Origin of the sequence: Kosakonia sp. (assembly GCF_032104925.1) — a bacterium.
Taxonomy (GTDB): Bacteria; Pseudomonadota; Gammaproteobacteria; order Enterobacterales; family Enterobacteriaceae; genus Kosakonia.
In genome coordinates this window covers 1-21370 of record NZ_DAMCGF010000020.1, presented here as the reverse complement: position 1 = coordinate 21370, position 21370 = coordinate 1, and the positions used below count along the sequence as shown (strand labels likewise).

Annotated in this window: 21 protein-coding genes; 19 read left to right on the top strand and 2 right to left on the bottom strand. The window is 53.9% G+C overall.

The window, feature by feature from the left end:
• The first annotated feature begins 2 nt into the window (after window positions 1–2).
• Window positions 3–794 (top strand): endonuclease VIII, encoded by a 792-nt coding sequence (gene nei / locus RT644_RS23300; protein WP_313628336.1) that lies wholly within the window; start codon window positions 3–5, stop codon window positions 792–794.
• A 46-nt stretch (window positions 795–840) separates the two neighbouring features.
• Here nei and RT644_RS23295 read toward each other — a convergent pair whose 3' ends face one another.
• Complete coding sequence (locus RT644_RS23295; protein ID WP_017455936.1) at window positions 841–2127, bottom strand: citrate synthase; 1287 nt, start codon at window positions 2125–2127, stop codon at window positions 841–843.
• Window positions 2128–2764: 637 nt separating this feature from the next.
• Here RT644_RS23295 and sdhC point away from each other — a divergent pair.
• The 8 genes from sdhC (at window position 2765) to sucD (ending at window position 12566) form a co-directional block, all read left to right on the top strand.
• Window positions 2765–3169: a succinate dehydrogenase cytochrome b556 subunit gene (sdhC, locus tag RT644_RS23290; RefSeq protein ID WP_017455937.1), complete on the top strand. Its 405-nt coding sequence runs from the start codon at window positions 2765–2767 to the stop codon at window positions 3167–3169.
• The gene (sdhD, locus tag RT644_RS23285; protein WP_020457051.1) at window positions 3163–3510 is read left to right on the top strand and encodes a succinate dehydrogenase membrane anchor subunit; all 348 of its coding nucleotides are present in this window, start codon (window positions 3163–3165) and stop codon (window positions 3508–3510) included. The genes sdhC and sdhD overlap by 7 nt, the downstream gene beginning before the upstream one ends.
• Entirely contained in the window at window positions 3510–5276 is a 1767-nt protein-coding gene (gene sdhA, locus RT644_RS23280; RefSeq protein WP_020457052.1) for a succinate dehydrogenase flavoprotein subunit, read from the top strand. Before sdhD ends, sdhA begins: the two co-directional genes overlap by 1 nt.
• Before the next feature lie 15 nt (window positions 5277–5291).
• Window positions 5292–6008: a succinate dehydrogenase iron-sulfur subunit gene (locus RT644_RS23275; RefSeq protein WP_017455940.1), complete on the top strand. Its 717-nt coding sequence runs from the start codon at window positions 5292–5294 to the stop codon at window positions 6006–6008.
• Between the two features lie 376 nt (window positions 6009–6384).
• A complete protein-coding gene (sucA, locus tag RT644_RS23270; protein ID WP_045509043.1) occupies window positions 6385–9192 on the top strand; it encodes a 2-oxoglutarate dehydrogenase E1 component in 2808 nt (935 codons plus the stop codon).
• Between the two features lie 14 nt (window positions 9193–9206).
• Complete coding sequence (odhB, locus tag RT644_RS23265; protein WP_020457054.1) at window positions 9207–10427, top strand: 2-oxoglutarate dehydrogenase complex dihydrolipoyllysine-residue succinyltransferase; 1221 nt, start codon at window positions 9207–9209, stop codon at window positions 10425–10427.
• 103 nt (window positions 10428–10530) lie between these two features.
• Window positions 10531–11697, top strand: a complete 1167-nt coding sequence (gene sucC, locus RT644_RS23260) for an ADP-forming succinate--CoA ligase subunit beta (RefSeq protein WP_017455943.1) — start codon at window positions 10531–10533, stop codon at window positions 11695–11697.
• On the top strand, window positions 11697–12566 hold the full coding sequence (gene sucD / locus RT644_RS23255; RefSeq protein ID WP_020457055.1) for a succinate--CoA ligase subunit alpha: 870 nt from the start codon (window positions 11697–11699) through the stop codon (window positions 12564–12566). Before sucC ends, sucD begins: the two co-directional genes overlap by 1 nt.
• Window positions 12567–12639: 73 nt before the next feature.
• Here the strand turns inward: sucD and RT644_RS23250 are convergent, their stop codons facing one another.
• Window positions 12640–13077: a helix-turn-helix domain-containing protein gene (locus RT644_RS23250; protein ID WP_313628332.1), complete on the bottom strand. Its 438-nt coding sequence runs from the start codon at window positions 13075–13077 to the stop codon at window positions 12640–12642.
• 88 nt (window positions 13078–13165) lie between these two features.
• On the opposite strand from RT644_RS23250, the gene RT644_RS23245 reads away from it, so the two are divergent.
• The 10 genes from RT644_RS23245 to RT644_RS23200 all read left to right on the top strand — a co-directional run.
• Complete coding sequence (locus RT644_RS23245; protein WP_313628330.1) at window positions 13166–14362, top strand: MFS transporter; 1197 nt, start codon at window positions 13166–13168, stop codon at window positions 14360–14362.
• 650 nt (window positions 14363–15012) lie between these two features.
• The gene (cydA, locus tag RT644_RS23240; protein WP_020457058.1) at window positions 15013–16581 is read left to right on the top strand and encodes a cytochrome ubiquinol oxidase subunit I; all 1569 of its coding nucleotides are present in this window, start codon (window positions 15013–15015) and stop codon (window positions 16579–16581) included.
• A 15-nt stretch (window positions 16582–16596) separates the two neighbouring features.
• Window positions 16597–17736: a cytochrome d ubiquinol oxidase subunit II gene (gene cydB, locus RT644_RS23235; protein WP_269231427.1), complete on the top strand. Its 1140-nt coding sequence runs from the start codon at window positions 16597–16599 to the stop codon at window positions 17734–17736.
• Window positions 17737–17750: 14 nt separating this feature from the next.
• Entirely contained in the window at window positions 17751–17864 is a 114-nt protein-coding gene (gene cydX / locus RT644_RS23230; protein WP_004100325.1) for a cytochrome bd-I oxidase subunit CydX, read from the top strand.
• Window positions 17864–18157, top strand: a complete 294-nt coding sequence (ybgE, locus tag RT644_RS23225) for a cyd operon protein YbgE (protein ID WP_020457060.1) — start codon at window positions 17864–17866, stop codon at window positions 18155–18157. Before cydX ends, ybgE begins: the two co-directional genes overlap by 1 nt.
• Window positions 18158–18305: 148 nt before the next feature.
• Window positions 18306–18710 carry a tol-pal system-associated acyl-CoA thioesterase gene (gene ybgC, locus RT644_RS23220; RefSeq protein ID WP_020457061.1) on the top strand — a complete coding sequence of 135 codons (405 nt, stop codon included), beginning with the start codon at window positions 18306–18308 and terminating at the stop codon, window positions 18708–18710.
• Entirely contained in the window at window positions 18707–19399 is a 693-nt protein-coding gene (gene tolQ / locus RT644_RS23215) for a Tol-Pal system protein TolQ (protein ID WP_044489595.1), read from the top strand. Before ybgC ends, tolQ begins: the two co-directional genes overlap by 4 nt.
• Before the next feature lie 3 nt (window positions 19400–19402).
• The gene (tolR, locus tag RT644_RS23210) at window positions 19403–19831 is read left to right on the top strand and encodes a colicin uptake protein TolR (RefSeq protein WP_017455952.1); all 429 of its coding nucleotides are present in this window, start codon (window positions 19403–19405) and stop codon (window positions 19829–19831) included.
• Window positions 19832–19870: 39 nt separating this feature from the next.
• A complete protein-coding gene (gene tolA / locus RT644_RS23205; protein WP_097406838.1) occupies window positions 19871–21133 on the top strand; it encodes a cell envelope integrity protein TolA in 1263 nt (420 codons plus the stop codon).
• A 131-nt stretch (window positions 21134–21264) separates the two neighbouring features.
• A partial coding sequence (locus tag RT644_RS23200; protein WP_313628360.1) for a hypothetical protein occupies window positions 21265–21370 on the top strand: 106 nt, incomplete at its 3' end.

The window sequence follows — 21370 nt, the reverse complement described above, 5'->3', positions numbered from 1 at the left end:
TTATGCCGGAAGGACCGGAGATCCGCCGGGCGGCGGACACGCTTGAAGCCGCTGTTAAAGGCAAACCATTGACGGATGTCTGGTTTGGCCTGCCGTCGTTGAAAGGTTTCGCCGCTGATCTTGTGGGGCAGTACGTTGAGAACATTGAAACGCGGGGAAAAGCGCTTCTGACGCATTTTTCTGGTGGACTGACGCTTTACAGCCATAACCAGCTTTACGGCGTCTGGCGCGTGGTCGGGGCAGGTGAGATCCCGCAAACCAACCGTGTGCTGCGTGTGCGGCTGCAAACGGAGCAGAAGGCGATTTTGCTGTACAGCGCATCGGACATTGCGTTACTCACCCCGGAACAACTGGCGCAGCATCCGTTTTTACAGCGTGTTGGCCCGGATGTGCTGGATATGACGCTAACCGTAGAGCAGGTAAAAGCGCGGTTGTTATCTCCCCGTTTTCGCCGTCGCCAGTTTTCCGGGTTATTGCTCGATCAGGCCTTTCTTGCCGGGCTGGGAAATTACCTGCGCGTCGAAATTCTCTGGCAAAGCGCCCTGACACCGCAACGTAACGCTTCGCAGCTAAGCGAAGAACAACTCGACGTGTTAGCGCATGCGCTGCTGGATATTCCGCGTTTGTCGTACCAGACACGCGGCGTGGTGGATGAGAATCAACACCACGGCGCGCTGTTTCGCTTTAAGGTGTTTCACCGCGCAGGCGAACCGTGCGAGCGTTGCGGCGGGATAATTGCGAAAACCACCATGTCGTCCCGGCCGTTTTACTGGTGCCCGGCTTGTCAGCATTAAAATAAAAAACGCGCCTGAAGGCGCGTTTTTTTCTGCGGGTTAGCTATCAATCTTTTTTCAGATCGGAGCTGAACTCGCGTTTTTCATAACCGGTGTACAACTGGCGCGGACGGGCAATTTTGATGCCGTCGTCGTGCATTTCGTTCCAGTGTGCAATCCAGCCCACGGTACGCGCCATCGCGAAGATAACGGTAAACATGGAAGAAGGAATACCCATCGCTTTCAGAATGATACCGGAGTAGAAGTCGACGTTCGGGTAGAGCTTACGTTCGATAAAGTACGGGTCGTTGAGCGCAATGTGCTCAAGCTCCATCGCCACTTCCAGCAGATCATCTTTGGTGCCCAGCTCACGCAGCACTTCGTGGCAGGTTTCACGCATCACGGTCGCGCGCGGGTCATAGTTCTTGTAGACACGGTGACCGAAGCCCATCAGACGGAACGAATCGTTTTTGTCTTTGGCGCGGCGCAGGAATTCCGGAATGTGTTTCACGGTACTGATCTCTTCCAGCATCTTCAGCGCAGCTTCGTTGGCGCCGCCGTGTGCCGGTCCCCACAGGGAGGCGATACCCGCGGCGATACAGGCGAACGGGTTCGCGCCAGAAGAGCCAGCGGTACGCACGGTAGAGGTGGAAGCGTTTTGTTCATGGTCGGCGTGCAGGATCAGAATGCGGTCCATTGCGCGTTCCAGTACCGGGTTCACTTCATACGGTTCACACGGCGTGGAGAACATCATGTGCAGGAAGTTACCGGCGTAGGAGAGGTTATTCTGCGGGTAGACGAACGGCTGACCAATGGAATATTTGTAACACATCGCCGCGACGGTCGGCATTTTCGACAGCAGGCGGAACGCGGCAATCTCGCGGTGACGCGGATTGTTAACATCCAGTGAGTCATGGTAGAACGCGGCCAGCGCGCCGGTCACACCGCACAGCACCGCCATTGGGTGCGAGTCGCGACGGAAACCGTGGAACAGACGGGTGATCTGCTCATGGATCATGGTATGGCGCGTTACGGTCAGTTTGAATTCGTCAAACTGTTCCTGCGTCGGTTTTTCGCCGTACAGCAGAATGTAGCAGACTTCCAGATAGTTGGATTCGGTCGCCAGTTGGTCGATAGGGAAACCACGGTGCAGCAGAATACCTTCGTCACCGTCGATAAAGGTGATTTTCGATTCGCATGATGCGGTAGAGGTAAAACCTGGGTCAAAAGTGAATACCCCTTTTGAACCGAGACTACGGATATCAATCACATCCTGACCGAGCGTGCCTTTTAGCACATCCAGTTCAATAGCAGCGTCACCATTGTAGGTGATGGTTGCTTTCTTATCAGCCATTTACGGTCTCCTTAGCGCCTTATTGCTTAAGACCGCCAGTCACCGGATTTGCATTCAACTGCCCGTCAACGTTACCAGTTTGTTATTTAGCTCGCAGCTCTGTTGAGAGGAGGTACCAGGGTACAGAGCGATGGGCGCGTGCAAGTACACATTGAAAACACAGTGAAAAAACAGCAAATCAGCGTCTTAGCAGTCCGAATTTATCAAACCTGTATACCACTAATAACTGTCCTGATTACATCGGTCAATACCATCACACTGTTACATAACTTATTCTCAGGTGAAAGTAAGACCCCATAACTTTTGCGAATTATAAGCCCTTTCTGGCGTAGTTTGTAACAAGAATGTTTAACTTTTGTCAAATCAGATGATTAAAATTTAAAAGAATGTTGTTATCGTGATGGGGGTCACTGTTCTGCATAAAACCCGACAAACTATATGTAGGTTAATTGTAATGATTTTGTGAACGACCTATACTGCCGCCAGGTCTCCGGAATACCCCTGCAATCCCGAGCCACCCAGCGTTGTAACCTGTCGTTTAGCATCTGGAAGCTAATTTTTTGCATGACGAGCAGTTATAGAAAAGGACGCTGTCTGACCCGCACGCAGACCGGAGGAAGGAAACTATAAGAATAGCATGTGGGCGTTATTCATGATAAAAAATGTGAAAAAACAAAGACCTGTCAATCTGGATCTGACAACAATTCGGTTTCCTGTTACGGCTATAGCTTCCATTCTCCACCGCGTTTCCGGCGTCATTACTTTCGTGGCGGTTGGCATTCTGCTGTGGTTATTGGGCCTGTCGCTGTCGTCCGAAGAGGGCTTCCTGACCGCCTCTGCCATCATGAGCAGCTTTTTCGTTAAATTCATTTTCTGGGGCATCCTGACAGCGCTGGCTTATCACGCTGTGGGCGGTATTCGCCATATGTTAATGGATTTTGGCTGGCTGGAAGAAACCTTCGAAGCAGGAAAGCGTTCCGCTAATCTCTCTTTTGCAATCACTGTCGTGCTTTCAATTCTCGCAGGAGTCCTCGTATGGTAAGCAACGCCTCCGCATTAGGACGCAACGGCGTACATGATTTTATTCTTGTCCGTGCTACTGCCATCGTCCTGACGTTATACATCATCTATATGGTCGGTTTTTTTGCCACGCACGGCGATCTGACCTGGGTGGTATGGACTGGTTTTTTCTCCTCCGCTTTCACGAAAGTCTTCACGCTGCTGGCGCTGTTTTCGATTCTGATCCATGCCTGGATTGGCATGTGGCAGGTGTTGACCGACTACGTTAAACCGCTGGCTGTGCGCCTGGTTCTGCAACTGGCTATCGTCGTTGCACTCGCGGCTTACGTGATTTATGGATTCGTTGTGGTGTGGGGTGTGTAATGAAACTGCCAGTCAGAGAATTTGATGCTGTTGTTATTGGTGCCGGTGGCGCAGGTATGCGCGCGGCGCTGCAAATTTCCCAGAGCGGGCAAACCTGTGCGCTGCTCTCTAAAGTCTTTCCAACCCGTTCTCACACCGTATCTGCGCAGGGCGGTATTACCGTTGCGCTGGGTAATACCCATGAAGATAACTGGGAATGGCACATGTACGACACGGTAAAAGGTTCCGATTACATCGGTGACCAGGATGCCATTGAATATATGTGTAAAACCGGCCCGGAAGCGATTCTTGAGCTGGAACATATGGGTCTGCCGTTCTCCCGTCTCGATGATGGCCGTATCTATCAACGCCCGTTTGGCGGCCAGTCGAAAAACTTCGGCGGCGAGCAGGCGGCGCGCACGGCAGCCGCAGCGGATCGTACCGGTCATGCGCTGTTGCACACCCTTTATCAGCAAAACCTGAAAAATCACACGACGATCTTTTCCGAGTGGTACGCGCTGGATCTGGTGAAAAACCAGGATGGTGCGGTGGTGGGTTGTACCGCACTGTGTATTGAAACCGGTGAAGTGGTCTACTTCAAAGCGCGTGCAACCGTGCTGGCGACCGGCGGCGCGGGCCGTATTTACCAGTCCACCACCAACGCACATATCAATACTGGCGACGGCGTGGGTATGGCGCTGCGCGCAGGCGTACCGGTGCAGGATATGGAAATGTGGCAGTTCCACCCGACCGGTATCGCGGGCGCGGGTGTGCTGGTAACGGAAGGTTGCCGCGGGGAAGGCGGTTACCTGCTGAACAAACATGGCGAGCGCTTTATGGAGCGGTATGCGCCAAACGCCAAAGACCTGGCGGGTCGTGATGTGGTGGCGCGTTCCATCATGATCGAAATCCGTGAAGGTCGCGGCTGTGACGGCCCGTGGGGCCCGCACGCGAAACTGAAACTCGATCACCTGGGTAAAGAGGTGCTGGAATCGCGCCTGCCGGGGATCCTTGAACTGTCGCGCACCTTCGCGCACGTCGACCCGGTGAAAGAGCCGATCCCGGTCATCCCGACTTGCCACTATATGATGGGCGGTATTCCGACCAAAGTCACTGGCCAGGCGCTGACGGTGAACGAGAAGGGCGAAGATGTCGTCATTCCGGGGCTGTTTGCCGTAGGTGAAATTGCCTGCGTATCCGTACACGGTGCTAACCGTCTGGGCGGAAACTCGCTGCTGGATCTGGTGGTGTTCGGTCGCGCGGCAGGTCTGCATTTACAAGAGTCGATCGCCGAGCAGGGCGCGCTGCGCGATGCCAGCGAGTCTGATATCGAAGGTTCCCTTGAGCGCCTCAACCGCTGGAACAACAACCGCAATGGCGAAGATCCGGTCACCATTCGTAAAGCGCTGCAAGAGTGTATGCAGCATAACTTCTCGGTCTTCCGCGAAGGCGATGCGATGGCGAAAGGGCTTGAGCAACTGAAAGTGATCCGCGAACGTCTGAAAAACGCCCGTCTGGACGATACCTCCACCGAATTTAACACCCAGCGCGTTGAGTGCCTGGAGCTGGATAACCTGATGGAAACCGCGTATGCAACGGCGGTCTCCGCAAACTTCCGTACTGAGAGCCGTGGCGCGCATAGCCGCTTCGACTATCCGGATCGTGACGACGAAAACTGGCTGTGCCATTCCCTGTATCTGCCAGAAACGGAGTCCATGACGCGTCGCAGCGTCAATATGGAACCGAAACTGCGTCCGGCATTCCCGCCGAAGATTCGTACTTATTAATGCGGAGACAGGATAATGAAACTCGAATTTTCGATTTATCGCTATAACCCGGACGTTGATGACGCGCCGCGCATGCAGGATTACACCCTGGAGGGCGAAGAAGGGCGTGACATGATGCTGCTGGATGCGTTAATGCAGCTGAAAGAAAAAGATCCTACGCTGTCGTTCCGCCGCTCCTGCCGTGAAGGGGTGTGTGGTTCTGATGGTTTGAACATGAACGGTAAGAATGGTCTGGCGTGTATCACCCCGATTTCCGCTCTGGGCAACGGCAAACAGAAGATTGTGATCCGTCCTCTGCCTGGTCTGCCGGTAATCCGCGATTTGGTGGTGGACATGGGACAATTCTACGCCCAATATGAGAAGATTAAGCCTTACTTATTGAATAATGGGCAAAATCCGCCAGCAAGAGAGCACTTACAGTCACCTGACCAGCGTGAAAAACTCGACGGTTTGTATGAATGTATCCTCTGCGCTTGCTGCTCGACATCTTGCCCGTCGTTCTGGTGGAACCCGGACAAATTTATCGGCCCGGCCGGTCTGCTGGCGGCGTACCGTTTCCTGATCGACAGCCGCGATACGGAAACCGATAACCGTCTGGAAGGGTTAAGCGATGCTTTCAGCGTATTCCGCTGCCACAGCATTATGAACTGCGTCAGTGTATGCCCGAAAGGGCTGAACCCGACGCGCGCCATCGGCCATATTAAGTCGATGTTGTTGCAACGAAGCGCATAAATGTCAGTGCCGGATGGCGCTGACGCGTATCCGGCCTACATTAATAGTGATGTTTTTTTTGCCCGGCAGCGTTAGCGCCGCCGGGTAACAAGGAAGCAGGAAACCTTTAAAAACCGCCACAGTAGACATAATCGAGATGTCTGGTGCGAGACAAGGCGGCAACTGAGCGCATCCCTGGGAGCATAGTCAACTATGTGACCAGGGTAAGCAAAGGTAGCCAACGCAGTCGCAGCCCGGACAGCGAAGATTAGGCAGTTTTTAAAGGTTCCTTCGCGGGCCACCAAGAGCCCGCAAGTGAACCCTGGGACGTGCGCTAACGGGTGTACGTCGTAGTTATCCACGGCGAAGTAAGCATAACAATGCTTAAGGGATCACGATGCAGAACGGCGCAATGAAAGCCTGGCTGGACTCTTCTTACCTCTCTGGGTCGAACCAGAGCTGGATAGAACAGCTCTATGAAGACTTCTTAACCGATCCTGACTCGGTAGATGCAAACTGGCGTTCTATGTTCCAGCAGTTACCGGGCACCGGAGTCAAACCGGATCAGTTCCACTCCAAGACGCGTGATTATTTCCGTCAGCTGGCGAAAGATGCTTCACGTTACTCTTCCTCTATTTCCGACCCCGACACCAATGTGAAGCAGGTTAAAGTCCTGCAACTTATCAACGCATACCGTTTTCGTGGTCATCAACATGCGAACCTCGATCCGCTGGGATTGTGGCAGCAAGAGAGGGTTCCCGATCTCGATCCGGCTTATCACGATCTGACGGAAGCCGATTTCCAGAACAGCTTTAACGTGGGGTCTTTTGCGATTGGCAAAGACACCATGCCGCTGGGCGAATTGATTAACGCACTGAAAGAGACCTATTGCGGTTCGATCGGTGCGGAATATATGCATATCACCAGCACCGAAGAGAAGCGCTGGATCCAGCAACGCATCGAATCCGCAGCCGGTAAATCCAGCTTTAGCAGCGAAGAGAAAAAACGCTTCCTGACTGAACTGACGGCCGCAGAAGGTCTTGAACGTTATCTGGGCGCGAAATTCCCCGGTGCGAAGCGCTTCTCGCTGGAAGGCGGCGATGCGCTGGTGCCGATGCTCAAAGAGATGATCCGTCATGCGGGCAAGAGCGGTACCCGTGAAGTGGTGCTGGGTATGGCGCACCGCGGACGTCTGAACGTACTGGTTAACGTGCTGGGTAAACAGCCGCAGGATCTGTTTGACGAATTCGCCGGTAAACATAAAGAACACCTCGGCACCGGCGACGTGAAATACCACATGGGCTTCTCGTCCGACGTGGAAACGGAAGGCGGCCTGGTACACCTGGCGCTGGCGTTTAACCCGTCACACCTCGAGATTGTCAGCCCGGTGGTTATCGGTTCCGTTCGTGCGCGTCTTGACCGCCTTGACGAACCGAGCAGCAATAAAGTGCTGCCAATCACCATTCACGGCGACGCCGCCGTTGCGGGCCAGGGCGTGGTGCAGGAAACCCTGAACATGTCGAAAGCACGCGGCTACGAAGTGGGTGGCACGGTGCGTATCGTCATTAACAACCAGGTGGGCTTCACCACCTCGAACCCGCTGGATGCGCGCTCTACGCCATACTGTACCGACATCGGTAAGATGGTGCAGGCGCCGATTTTCCACGTTAATGCGGACGATCCGGAAGCCGTGGCGTTCGTCACTCGCCTGGCGCTCGACTTCCGTAATACTTTCAAACGCGATGTCTTTATCGACCTGGTGTGCTACCGCCGTCACGGCCACAACGAAGCCGACGAGCCGAGCGCAACCCAGCCGCTGATGTACCAGAAAATCAAAAAACACCCGACGCCGCGCAAAATCTACGCCGATCGCCTGGAGCAGGAAAAAACCATTACGCTGGAAGATGCCACCGAAATGGTAAACCTGTACCGCGATGCGCTGGATGCGGGTGAGTGTGTGGTCGCCGAATGGCGTCCGATGAATATGCACTCCTTTACCTGGTCGCCGTACCTCAACCACGAGTGGGATGAGAGCTACCCGAACAAGGTGGAAATGAAGCGCTTGCAGGAGCTGGCAAAACGCATCAGTACGGTGCCGGAAGCCATCGAAATGCAGTCCCGCGTGGCGAAGATTTACGCTGACCGCCAGTTGATGGCGAGCGGCGAGAAGTTGTTCGACTGGGGTGGCGCAGAAACACTGGCGTATGCCACGCTGGTGGATGAAGGGATTCCGGTACGTTTGTCCGGTGAAGACTCCGGCCGCGGCACCTTCTTCCATCGCCATGCGGTGATCCACAACCAGGCGAACGGTTCTACCTATACGCCGCTGAGCCATGTACACAATTCGCAGGGGGCGTTCCGCGTGTGGGACTCCGTGCTCTCCGAAGAAGCGGTACTGGCGTTTGAATATGGGTATGCCACGGCAGAACCGCGCACGCTGACCATCTGGGAAGCGCAGTTCGGCGATTTCGCCAACGGCGCGCAAGTGGTTATCGACCAGTTCATCAGCTCCGGCGAGCAGAAATGGGGCCGTATGTGTGGCCTGGTGATGCTGCTGCCGCACGGTTATGAAGGCCAGGGCCCGGAGCACTCCTCCGCGCGTCTGGAGCGTTATCTGCAACTGTGTGCTGAGCAAAATATGCAGGTCTGCGTGCCGTCTACCCCGGCGCAGGTTTACCACATGCTGCGTCGCCAGGCGCTGCGCGGTATGCGTCGTCCGCTGGTGGTGATGTCGCCGAAGTCGCTGCTGCGTCATCCGCAGGCGGTTTCCACGCTGGATGAGTTGGCGAACGGCACCTTTATGCCGGCGATTGGCGAAGTGGATGATCTTGATCCGCAAGGCGTTAAGCGCGTGATCCTTTGCTCTGGTAAGGTCTATTATGATCTGCTGGAACAGCGTCGTAAAAACGACCAGAAAGATGTCGCGATTGTGCGTATCGAACAGCTTTACCCGTTCCCGCACCAGTCGGTGCAGGAAGCGCTAAAACCTTACGCTCACGTACATGATTTTGTCTGGTGCCAGGAAGAGCCGCTTAACCAGGGCGCCTGGTACTGCAGCCAGCATCATTTCCGTGATGTGATTCCGTTTGGGGCCGCTCTGCGTTATGCAGGTCGCCCGGCCTCCGCCTCTCCGGCGGTGGGATACCTGTCCGTTCACCAGAAACAGCAACAAGATCTGGTAAATGACGCGCTGAACGTCGATTAATTAAAGGATAAATAATGAGTAGCGTAGATATTCTTGTTCCCGATCTGCCCGAGTCCGTTGCTGACGCGACCGTTGCGACCTGGCACAAAAAACCAGGCGATAGCGTACGACGCGACGAAGTGTTGGTCGAAATCGAAACTGACAAAGTGGTACTGGAAGTACCGGCGTCGGCAGACGGTATTCTGGACGCGGTGCTGGAAGATGAAGGCACCACTGTGACCTCCCGCCAGATCCTGGGCCGCCTGAAAGAGGGCAACAGCTCTGGTAAAGAGAGCAGCGCCAAATCTGAAGAGAAAGAGTCCACGCCGGCACAGCGCCAGCAGGCCTCGCTGGAAGAGCAAAACAATGACGCACTGAGCCCGGCGATCCGTCGCCTGCTGGCTGAGCACAACCTCGAAGCCAGCGCTATCAAAGGCACGGGCGTTGGCGGTCGTATTACACGCGAAGATGTTGAGAAACATCTGGCGAAAGCACCGGCGAAAGAGGAAAAACCAGCTGCTGCTCCGGCGAGCGCCCCGGTGGCACCGCTGGCTGGCCGCACCGAAAAACGCGTGCCGATGACCCGTCTGCGCAAACGCGTTGCCGAGCGTCTGCTGGAAGCGAAAAACTCTACCGCCATGCTGACGACGTTCAACGAAGTCAACATGAAGCCGATTATGGATCTGCGTAAGCAGTACGGTGACGCGTTTGAAAAACGTCACGGTATCCGCCTGGGCTTTATGTCTTTCTACGTGAAAGCGGTGGTTGAAGCGCTGAAACGCTACCCGGAAGTGAACGCGTCCATCGATGGCGATGACGTGGTTTACCACAACTATTTCGATGTCAGCATGGCGGTTTCCACGCCGCGTGGTCTGGTAACACCGGTGTTGCGCGATGTCGATACGCTGGGCATGGCGGATATCGAGAAGAAAATCAAAGAGCTGGCAGTGAAAGGCCGTGACGGCAAACTGACCGTTGACGATCTGACCGGCGGTAACTTCACCATCACCAACGGTGGGGTGTTCGGTTCGCTGATGTCTACACCGATCATCAACCCGCCGCAGAGCGCGATCCTCGGCATGCACGCCATTAAAGATCGCCCGATGGCGGTTGATGGCAAGGTTGAGATCCTGCCGATGATGTACCTGGCGCTCTCTTACGATCACCGTCTGATTGACGGTCGCGAATCCGTTGGTTTCCTGGTAGCCATCAAAGAGCTGCTGGAAGATCCGACTCGCTTGCTGCTGGACGTCTAGTGTCCTTAGCCCGGCAACGTCAGTTGCCGGGCCACTATAACGAACACCTGCTTTGTAAGCCGTCATCCGGCGTGACAAATTAAATGAAGGATGGATAGAACACATGAACTTACACGAGTATCAGGCGAAACAACTGTTTGCCCGGTCAGGTCTGCCGACTCCGGTTGGTTACGCCTGTACTACCCCGCGTGAAGCCGAAGAAGCGGCATCCAAAATCGGCGCAGGCCCTTGGGTGGTTAAATGCCAGGTCCATGCCGGCGGCCGTGGTAAAGCGGGCGGCGTAAAAGTCGTCAACAGCAAAGAAGATATTCGCGCCTTCGCGGAAAACTGGCTGGGCAAACGCCTGGTGACCTACCAAACAGACGCGAACGGCCAGCCGGTAAACCAGATTCTGGTTGAAGCGGCAACCGATATCGACAAAGAGCTGTATCTGGGCGCGGTGGTTGACCGTAGCTCTCGCCGTGTCGTGTTCATGGCCTCCACCGAAGGTGGCGTGGAAATTGAGAAAGTGGCGGAAGAGACCCCGCACCTGATCCACAAAACCACCATCGACCCGCTGACCGGCCCGATGCCGTATCAGGGGCGTGACCTGGCGTTCAAACTGGGTCTGGAAGGCAAGCAGGTTCAGCAATTCACCAAGATTTTCATGGGCCTGGCGACCATTTTCCTTGAGCGCGATCTGGCGCTGATTGAAATCAACCCGCTGGTTATCACTAAACAGGGTGATCTGATCTGCCTCGACGGCAAACTGGGTGCTGACGGCAACGCTCTGTTCCGCCAGCCGGAACTGCGCGAAATGCGCGACCAGTCGCAGGAAGATCCGCGCGAAGCGCAGGCGGCGCACTGGGAACTGAACTATGTTGCACTGGATGGCAACATCGGCTGTATGGTCAACGGCGCAGGTCTGGCGATGGGCACCATGGACATCGTGAAACTGCACGGTGGCGAACCGGCGAACTTCCTGGATGTGGGCGGCGGTGCGACCAAAGAGCGCGTGACCGAAGCGTTCAAAATTATCCTTTCCGATGAGAACGTGAAAGCGGTACTGGTTAACATCTTCGGCGGTATCGTGCGTTGCGACCTGATCGCTGACGGTATCATCGGCGCGGTAGAAGAAGTAGGTGTTAACGTACCGGTGGTTGTGCGTCTGGAAGGTAACAATGCTGAACTGGGCGCGAAACGCCTGGCGGACAGCGGCCTGAATATTATTGCAGCGAAAAGTCTGACGGATGCAGCACAGCAGGTTGTTGCCGCAGTGGAGGGGAAATAATGTCTGTTTTGATTGATAAGAACACCAAAGTTATCTGCCAGGGCTTCACCGGAAGCCAGGGGACTTTCCACTCCGAGCAGGCAATTGCCTATGGCACCCAGATGGTTGGCGGCGTTACGCCGGGCAAAGGCGGCACCACGCACCTCGGCCTGCCGGTGTTTAACACCGTGCGCGAAGCGGTTGAAGCAACTGGCGCGACGGCTACCGTGATCTATGTTCCGGCACCGTTCTGCAAAGACTCGATCCTCGAAGCCATCGATGCGGGCATTAAACTGATTATCACCATTACTGAAGGTATTCCGACGCTGGATATGCTGACGGTGAAAGTGAAGCTGGACGAAGCTGGCGTGCGCATGATTGGCCCGAACTGCCCGGGTGTTATCACCCCAGGCGAGTGCAAAATCGGTATCATGCCTGGTCATATTCATAAGCCTGGTAAAGTCGGTATTGTTTCCCGTTCCGGTACGCTGACCTATGAAGCGGTTAAACAGACCACAGATTACGGTTTCGGCCAGTCCACCTGTGTGGGCATCGGCGGTGACCCGATCCCGGGTTCAAACTTTATCGATATCCTGAAACTGTTCCAGGAAGATCCGCAGACCGAAGCGATTGTAATGATCGGTGAGATCGGCGGCAGCGCGGAAGAAGAAGCTGCGGCGTATATTAAAGATCATGTGACCAAACCGGTGGTGGGTTATATCGCTGGTGTGACCGCGCCGAAAGGCAAACGTATGGGCCACGCAGGCGCCATCATTGCCGGTGGTAAAGGTACCGCAGACGAGAAATTCGCTGCTCTGGAAGCGGCGGGTGTGAAAACCGTACGTAGCCTGGCCGATATCGGCGAAGCGCTGAAATCTGTTATCAAATAAAACCTCATTGCTCCTCCATGTAGGGGAGCAAGTATCCTTTCGACATGGTTGGCCGCTCCCGTAGCGGCCTTTTTTATGGCTGCAGTTTACGTACCTGCGTATTTGCCGCACTAAGGATACGCCCGTCTGCCGCCTGCGGTTGCATCGGCAGAATGGTTTCGCCGCTTTGGCTATCAATCAACACGGAATGCGGCTCGTTCGGTGCAAAAAGATGCTGTTCGCCCCACTGGCGTAGCGCCACGACCACCGGAAACAACGACTCGCCTTTTTTGGTCAGCACATACTCCTGATACGCCGTGCCATCTGATGCTGGCTGCGTGGTGAATATACCCGCTTCCACCAGTTTGCGTAGCCTGTCGGTAAGAATATTGCGCGCCACGCCAAGACCACGCTGAAAATCGCCAAAACGTCGCGCACCATCAAAAGCGTCACGCACGATAAGGAGTGCCCAGCGATCGCCAATCAAATCGACAGAACGCGCGACGGGGCAAGGTTGAGTATTCAGTGGCATGGTGAATCTCCGGTTAGCATTCTGGTTGCATTTTAAAACTGGTTTATCTACCCTTCAACTAGTTTCGTTTTGCAACCAGGATGGAAGTATGAATAAAAACGCACAGGCAACGCCGCGCAGTGTCATCGCCCTGTTTGCCGTGGCCAGCGGTTTATGTGTGGCGAATGTCTATTACGCGCAGCCGTTGCTGGATGCACTGGCACAGAGCTTTGCTATTAGCCAGGCAGCTGTCGGCGGCGTGGTGACGGCGACGCAAGTGGGATCGGCGCTGGCCTTACTGCTGTTGGTGCCATTAGGCGATCTTGTTGAGCGACGTCGGTTATTGTTAGTGCAGTTGCTGGCACTGGTGGGTGCGCTTGCCACTGTCGCGCTGGCACAATCGGCAACGGTGTTGCTTGCCGGCATGTTGGCAACAGGGTTGCTGGGCACGGCAATGACACAAGGGTTGATTGCCAGCGCAGCCAGCATTGCTAATGAACAGGAGCGGGGAAGGGTAGTGGGTGCGGCGCAAGGCGGCGTTTTTATCGGCCTGCTATTAGCGCGAGTTTTTGCCGGTGTTATTAGCGATTTAGCGGGCTGGCGCGCGGTTTATGGCGTCTCGGCATCGCTGATGCTGGTGTTATTGCTGCTGCTCTGGCGGCGGTTACCTGTTATGCGCAGCGCGATGATTTCTGTCAGTTGGTTACGTTTGATGGCCTCAATGCTGGGTCTGTTGCGTACCGATCGCGTATTGCAAATCCGTGGTGTGTTGGCGTTGTTGATGTTTGCCGCTTTTAATATTTTCTGGAGCGCAATGGTGCTGCTGTTAAGTACCGCACCGTTTGGTTTCTCCCATACGGTAATTGGCTTGTTTGCCCTGGCGGGCGTTGCGGGCGCGCTGGTAGCGGCAAAAGCCGGGCGCGAAGCAGATCGCGGCAATGCGCAGCGCACGAGTTTACTGGCGCTCCTCTTGTTGCTACTGGCCTGGTGGCCGCTATCACAGTTACAACACTCTCTGGCGTTATTTATCCTCGGCATTGTTTTGCTCGATCTTGGCAGCCAGGCGCTGCATGTTACCAATCAGAGCCTGATTTTGCGTAGCCATGCCTCGCAACACGGCAGACTGGTGGCGTTGTATATGCTGTTTTACGCTCTCGGCAGCGGACTGGGTGCCATGGCAACGACGGCGATTTATGCTGTTTTCGGCTGGCAGGGGGTTTGCTTGCTTGGCGCAGCAGTAACGTTGCTGGCGCTTATCGTCTGGGGGGCAACCCGGCGCTGGATGCTTGTCAGTAATAACCTGTAAAATAAAAGGGTATTAATGCCCCAGGAAATATAACGAATAATCACTGCGCGGTGTTAAGTATGATAATCGCGAAAGTGAAATAATTGTAAAATAAACAAGATAATCATCCGCTCTAATTTTACGCCCCCTTTAAGTTGCCGCGGTTGTCTCATTTTTTACATGAATGATAAACGTTAAATAAAGTCGCCATTATTTATCTTTACCCGCCGATTGATAACCATGAATGGCGTTAAAATGAACATGTTGTTAACAATGTTTTTACTGTGATTCCACACCGGATACAAAATTAACAATGCTGAATAAAATTGATTTAAATCAATATTTAAAAGCTTGGAAAAGATGCTGAAAATCGTTAAATTGTCGCCGATCAAATTGGTGCAAAAGTGGTAAATTCGCTATAAATTGATCACTGTCGAAAAACGTAAAACTAACTCAATAAAAACCTTTTTATTGTAAGGGCTTTGCGGAGTAATATATTCGAGAGATCAATTCGAGTTTTTTATTAACCTGGTTGTAACTTTTTTCATTCATTGTCACGCTTTATGTGACGTGAATAAAACAGTGCAGCAATTTTGTATTGGGGCATGCGTGTGAACCTTCGCTAACGGGGTTTACTCTCGGAGTCTTCATGCGATGAGCAAGGAGTCATAATGTTAGATATAGTCGAACTGTCGCGCTTACAGTTTGCCTTGACCGCGATGTACCACTTTCTGTTTGTGCCACTGACGCTCGGTATGGCGTTCCTGCTGGCAATTATGGAAACGGTCTACGTCCTCTCCGGCAAACAGATTTATAAAGATATGACCAAGTTCTGGGGCAAGTTGTTTGGTATCAACTTCGCACTGGGCGTGGCTACCGGTCTGACGATGGAGTTCCAGTTCGGGACTAACTGGTCTTACTATTCCCATTATGTTGGGGATATCTTCGGTGCGCCGCTGGCCATTGAAGGTCTGATGGCCTTCTTCCTCGAGTCTACGTTTGTAGGTCTGTTTTTCTTCGGTTGGGATCGTCTGGGCAAAGTACAGCACATGGCAGTGACCTGGCTGGTGGCTCTTGGCTCCAACTTGTCCGCACTGTGGATTCTGGTGGCAAACGGCTGGATGCAAAACCCGGTTGCTTCTGATTTCAACTTTGAAACCATGCGTATGGAGATGGTGAGCTTCGCTGAACTGGTACTTAACCCGGTAGCGCAGGTGAAATTCGTTCACACTGTTGCGTCTGGTTATACCTGCGGTGCCATCTTTATCCTCGGTATCAGCTCCTACTATCTGCTGCGCGGTCGCGACATCGCTTTTGCTAAACGCTCCTTCGCTATTGCTGCCAGCTTCGGTATGGCCGCAGTGCTGTCTGTTATCGTGCTGGGTGACGAATCCGGTTACGAAATGGGTGACGTGCAAAAAACCAAACTGGCTGCGATTGAAGCCGAATGGGAAACCCAGCCTGCACCGGCGGCGTTTACCCTGTTTGGCGTGCCGGACCAGGATAAGCAAGAGAACAAATTTGCTATCCAGATCCCATATGCGCTCGGCATCATCGCCACCCGTTCTGTTGATACGCCGGTTATTGGTCTTAAAGATCTGATGGTGCAGCACGAAGAGCGCATCCGTAACGGTATGAAAGCGTATCAGTTGCTGGAGCAACTGCGCGCAGGTTCTACCGATCAGGCCCTTCGTGACCAGTTCAATAACATCAAGAAAGATCTTGGTTATGGCCTGCTGCTGAAACGCTATACGCCAAATGTGGCAGACGCGACCGAAGCGCAGATCAAGCAAGCGACCAAAGACTCCATCCCGCGCGTTGCGCCGCTGTACTTCGCGTTCCGTATAATGGTGGCCGCTGGCGTGCTGATGCTGCTGATTATCGCTGCCTCTTTCTGGACCGTGATTCGTAATCGCATCGGTGAGAAAAAATGGCTGCTGCGCGCTGCGCTGTATGGCATCCCGCTGCCGTGGATTGCTATTGAAGCGGGCTGGTTTGTTGCCGAGTACGGCCGTCAGCCGTGGGCGATTGGTGAAGTGTTGCCGACCGCGGTTGCGAACTCATCGCTGACCGTTGGCGATCTGCTGTTCTCCATGATTCTGATTTGCGGCCTTTATACGCTGTTTATGGTGGCGGAAGTGTTCCTGATGTTCAAATTTGCTCGCCTTGGGCCGAGCAGTCTGAAAACAGGTCGCTATCACTACGAGCAGTCCACCGTGGCTTCTCAGCCGGCACGCTAAGACAGGAGTCGTCAAATGATTGATTATGAAATATTACGTTTTATCTGGTGGCTGCTGGTTGGCATTCTGCTGATTGGTTTTGCGGTCACCGACGGCTTCGACATGGGCGTGGGGATGTTGACCCGCGTGCTGGGTCGTAGCGACACCGAACGCCGCGTGATGATTAACGCCATCGCGCCGCACTGGGACGGTAACCAGGTTTGGCTGATCACCGCCGGTGGCGCGCTGTTTGCCGCCTGGCCGATGGTTTACGCTGCCGCGTTCTCCGGTTTTTATGTGGCGATGATCTTGGTGCTCGCTTCACTGTTCTTCCGTCCGGTTGGTTTTGACTACCGCTCGAAGATTGAAGATATGCGCTGGCGTGGCATGTGGGACTGGGGCATCTTCATCGGCAGCTTTGTTCCGCCGTTGGTGATCGGTGTGGCATTCGGCAACCTGCTGCAGGGTGTGCCGTTCCATCTTGATAACGATATGCGCCTGTTCTACACCGGTAACTTCTTCCAGTTGCTGAATCCGTTTGGTCTGTTGGCCGGCGTGGTGAGCGTGGCGATGATCCTGACCCAGGGCGCGACATACCTGCAAATGCGTACCGTTGGCGAACTGCATCTGCGTGCCCGTGCCACGGTGCAAATTGCCGCGCTGGTTACGCTGGTTTGCTTCGCACTGGCGGGCGTGTGGGTGGTTTACGGTATCGACGGTTACGTGGTGACTTCCGCGATAGATCATCATGCCGCGTCTAACCCGTTGACCAAAGAAGTGGCGGTACAGGCGGGAGCCTGGCTGACTAACTTCAACAACATGCCTGTGTTGTGGCTGGTGCCGGCGCTGGGTGTGGTGTTGCCACTGCTGACCGTGCTGACGGCGCGTCTGGATAAAGCCGCCTGGGCGTTCGTGTTCTCTTCACTGACGCTGGCATGCATCATCCTGACTGCGGGTATCGCGATGTTCCCGTTCATCATGCCGTCAAGCACCATGCTGAAAGCAAGCCTGACCATGTGGGACGCGACATCGACGCAGCTGACACTGAATCTGATGACCTATGTGGCGCTGGTTTTTGTACCGATTGTCCTGCTTTACACCATCTGGTGTTACTGGAAAATGTTCGGTCGCATTACCAAAGAGCACATTGAAAGCAATACCCACTCTATGTATTAAGTAAGGAGCAGAATATGTGGTATTTCGCATGGATTTTAGGAACGCTTCTTGCCTGTGCTTTCGGAGTGATTACCGCGCTGGCGCTGGAACATGTTGAAGCGACCAAAGCCGGGAAAGAAGAACACTGATGGAAAAAATTATCGCAAAACTCTATGCGGTAATGGACAAGGGCCCGTTAAGGGCCCTTTCCTTAATAATGGCATTACTGCTGGCGGGCTGTATCTTCTGGGATCCCTCCCGTTTCGCGGCCAAAACCAGCGAGCTGGAGATTTGGCACGGGCTGTTATTAATGTGGGCGGTATGCGCCGGTGTTGTTCACGGTGTTGGCTTTCGCCCGCGCGCGCTTCACTGGCAGGGTTTTTTCTGCCCGCCAGTCGCTTTTGTCGTAATGCTTGCCGGGCTTGTTTTCTTCTTCTTTTGAATAAGAAATATCCGCTATCCTCATGGGCTTGCAAAAGCCCATAAATTTTTACTCTCCGTTTACCTCAACCCATTCCAAAGCATCTTGCCCGCGCGTATAGTAGCGAAGTTTAAAAGCTCTAACTTTTTTTGCATTACCGGGATGTAAAGTGAATACAACGCTGTTTCGATGGCCGGTTCGGGTCTATTACGAAGATACCGATGTCGGTGGCATGGTTTACCATGCCAACTACGTTGCTTTTTATGAAAGAGCCCGCACTGAGATGCTGCGTCACCATCACTTGAGTCAACAGGCTCTGCTGGCTGAACGCATTGCGTTAGTGGTACGCAAAATGACGTTGGAGTATTTTGCACCCGCCAGACTCGACGACATGCTCGAAGTCCAAACGGAAATTACATCAATGCGCGGAACCTCGATGGTTTTCTCGCAGCGGATTGTCAATGCAGAGAATAAAGTGCTGAACGAAGCTGAAGCGCTGATTGTCTGTGTTGATCCACTCTTAATGAAGCCTCGTGCGCTTCCCAAGTCTATTGTCGCGGAGTTTAAGCAGTGACTGACATGAACATCCTTGATTTGTTCCTGAAGGCTAGCCTTCTGGTCAAACTTATCATGTTGATTTTGATTGGTTTTTCTATCGCATCCTGGGCCATTATTATCCAGAGAACGCGCATCCTCAACGCTGCAGGGCGCGAAGCGGAAGCCTTCGAAGACAAGTTTTGGTCCGGCATCGAACTGTCTCGTCTGTATCAGGAAAGCCAGGGACGCCGTGATAATTTAAGCGGTTCGGAACAAATTTTTTATAGTGGTTTCAAAGAGTTTGCTCGACTGCACCGCGCAAATAGCCACGCGCCAGAAGCGATTGTTGAAGGGGCATCAAGGGCGATGCGTATTTCGATGAACCGTGAACTGGAAACGCTGGAAAACCATATTCCTTTCCTTGGTACCGTAGGTTCTATTAGCCCGTATATCGGGCTGTTCGGTACGGTATGGGGGATCATGCATGCCTTTATCGCGCTGGGCGCGGTGAAGCAGGCGACGCTGCAAATGGTTGCGCCTGGTATCGCCGAAGCGTTGATCGCAACAGCTATCGGTCTGTTTGCAGCCATTCCTGCGGTTATGGCTTATAACCGACTGAACCAGCGTGTGAACAAACTGGAACTGAATTACGACAACTTTATGGAAGAGTTCACGGCTATTCTGCATCGCCAGGCATTTGCCAGCAGCGACAGCAGCAAGGAGTAAGCCATGGCCAGATCGCGTGGACGGGGCCGTCGTGACCTCAAGTCTGAAATCAACATCGTACCGTTGCTGGACGTGTTGCTGGTGCTGCTGCTGATCTTTATGGCGACGGCACCGATCATTACGCAAAGCGTAGAGGTTGATCTGCCGGATGCGACACAGTCGCAAACCGTCAGTACCAATGACGATCCTCCGGTCATTATTGAGGTTTCCGGTGTCGGACAGTACAGCGTGGTGGTGGAAAAAGATCGTATGGATCAACTGCCGCCGGAGCAGGTGATTGCGGAGGCGCAGCGTCGCCTGCAATCCAATCCGAAAACCGTGTTCTTAATCGGCGGGGCGAAAGATGTGCCGTACGATGAAATCATTAAAGCGCTGAACCTGTTACATAGCGCGGGTGTGAAATCAGTCGGCTTGATGACGCAGCCTATCTGATCACCGGCTTAACAGGCGGACAGTTTTTGGGAACCGAGAGTGTCAAAGGCAACCGTACAAAACGACAAGCTTAAGCGAGCAATAATCATTTCGGCTGTGCTACACGTAATTCTTGTGGCGCTGCTGATCTGGAGCTCGTTTGATGAGCATATTGATGCTTCTTCAGGCGGTGGCGGTGGCTCTGCGATTGATGCGGTGATGGTCGATCCGGGCGCTGTGGTGGAAAATTACAACCGCCAGCAGCAGCAGCAAGCCAGTGCGCAGCGCGCCAAAGAGCAGCGTGAAAAACAGGCGCAACAGCAAGCGGAAGAGCTGCGTGAAAAGCAGGCTGCCGAGCAGGAGCATTTAAAACAGCTGGAGCAGGAGCGTTTACAAGCGCAGGAAGCGGCGCGCGAACAGGCTGAGCAGCAGAAAAAAGCGGAAGAGGCGGCAAAACAGGCTCAACAGCAGCAGAAACAAGCTGAAGAGGCGGCCGCGAAAGCCGCAGCTGACGCAAAAGCAAAAGCGGACGCGCAGGCAAAAGCAGCAGAAGAAGCTGCGAAGAAAGCGGCTGCCGACGCGAAGAAAAAAGCGGAAGCCGAAGCCGCGAAAGCTGCCGCAGACGCACAGAAAAAAGCCGAAGCGGAAGCGGCGAAAGCAGCTGCTGAAGCGAAGAAAAAAGCCGAGGCCGAAGCCGCGAAAAAAGCGCAGGCTGAAGCGGCTAAACAAGCTGCCGCCGAAAAAGCGGCAGCGGAGAAAGCCGCCGCCGCGGAGAAAGCGGCTGCTGAAAAGGCTGCAGCCGAAAAAGCCGCCGCTGAAAAAGCTGCCGCCGAGAAAAAAGCTGCAGCAGCAAAAGCAGCTGCCGATAAAAAAGCGGCTGCAGAGAAGGCCGCAGCCGCCAAGAAAGCCGCCGCCGAGAAAGCAGATGCCGCAGGCGTTGACGATCTGTTTGGTGATTTAAGCTCCGGTAAGAATGCACCGAAAACGGGTGGTGGAGCGAAAGGGAATAATGCAGCTCCCGCCGGTTCTGGTAACACTAAGAACAACGGCGCGTCAGGTGCAGACATCAATAACTATGCAGGGCAGATTAAATCGGCTATCGAAAGCCGCTTCTATGACGCCTCCTCCTATGCGGGGAAAACCTGTACGTTACGTGTCAAACTGGCGCCAGACGGTATGCTGTTAGATATTCAGTCGGAAGGTGGCGATCCGGCCCTTTGCCAGGCTGCGCTTGCTGCAGCACGACAGGCAAAAATGCCGAAACCGCCAAGTCAGGCTGTATATGAAGTGTTCAAAAATGCGCCGCTGGACTTTAAACCTTAAGGTACACTTTCCCTCGCAATCTGCGGGGGAGATCGTGCTGAGGGTGTCCTGAGGCGGGTAGTTTTGTCTATTGAGTTTGTTAAAATTCTGCTAAATTATCGCGGGTTTTCCGCCCGGATAAGGGAGATATGATGAAGCAGGCATTACGTGTTGCATTTGGTTTTCTAATGCTGTGGGCAGCTGTGCTGCACGCAGAAGTACGTATCGAGATCACCCAGGGGGTGGACTCGGCACGCC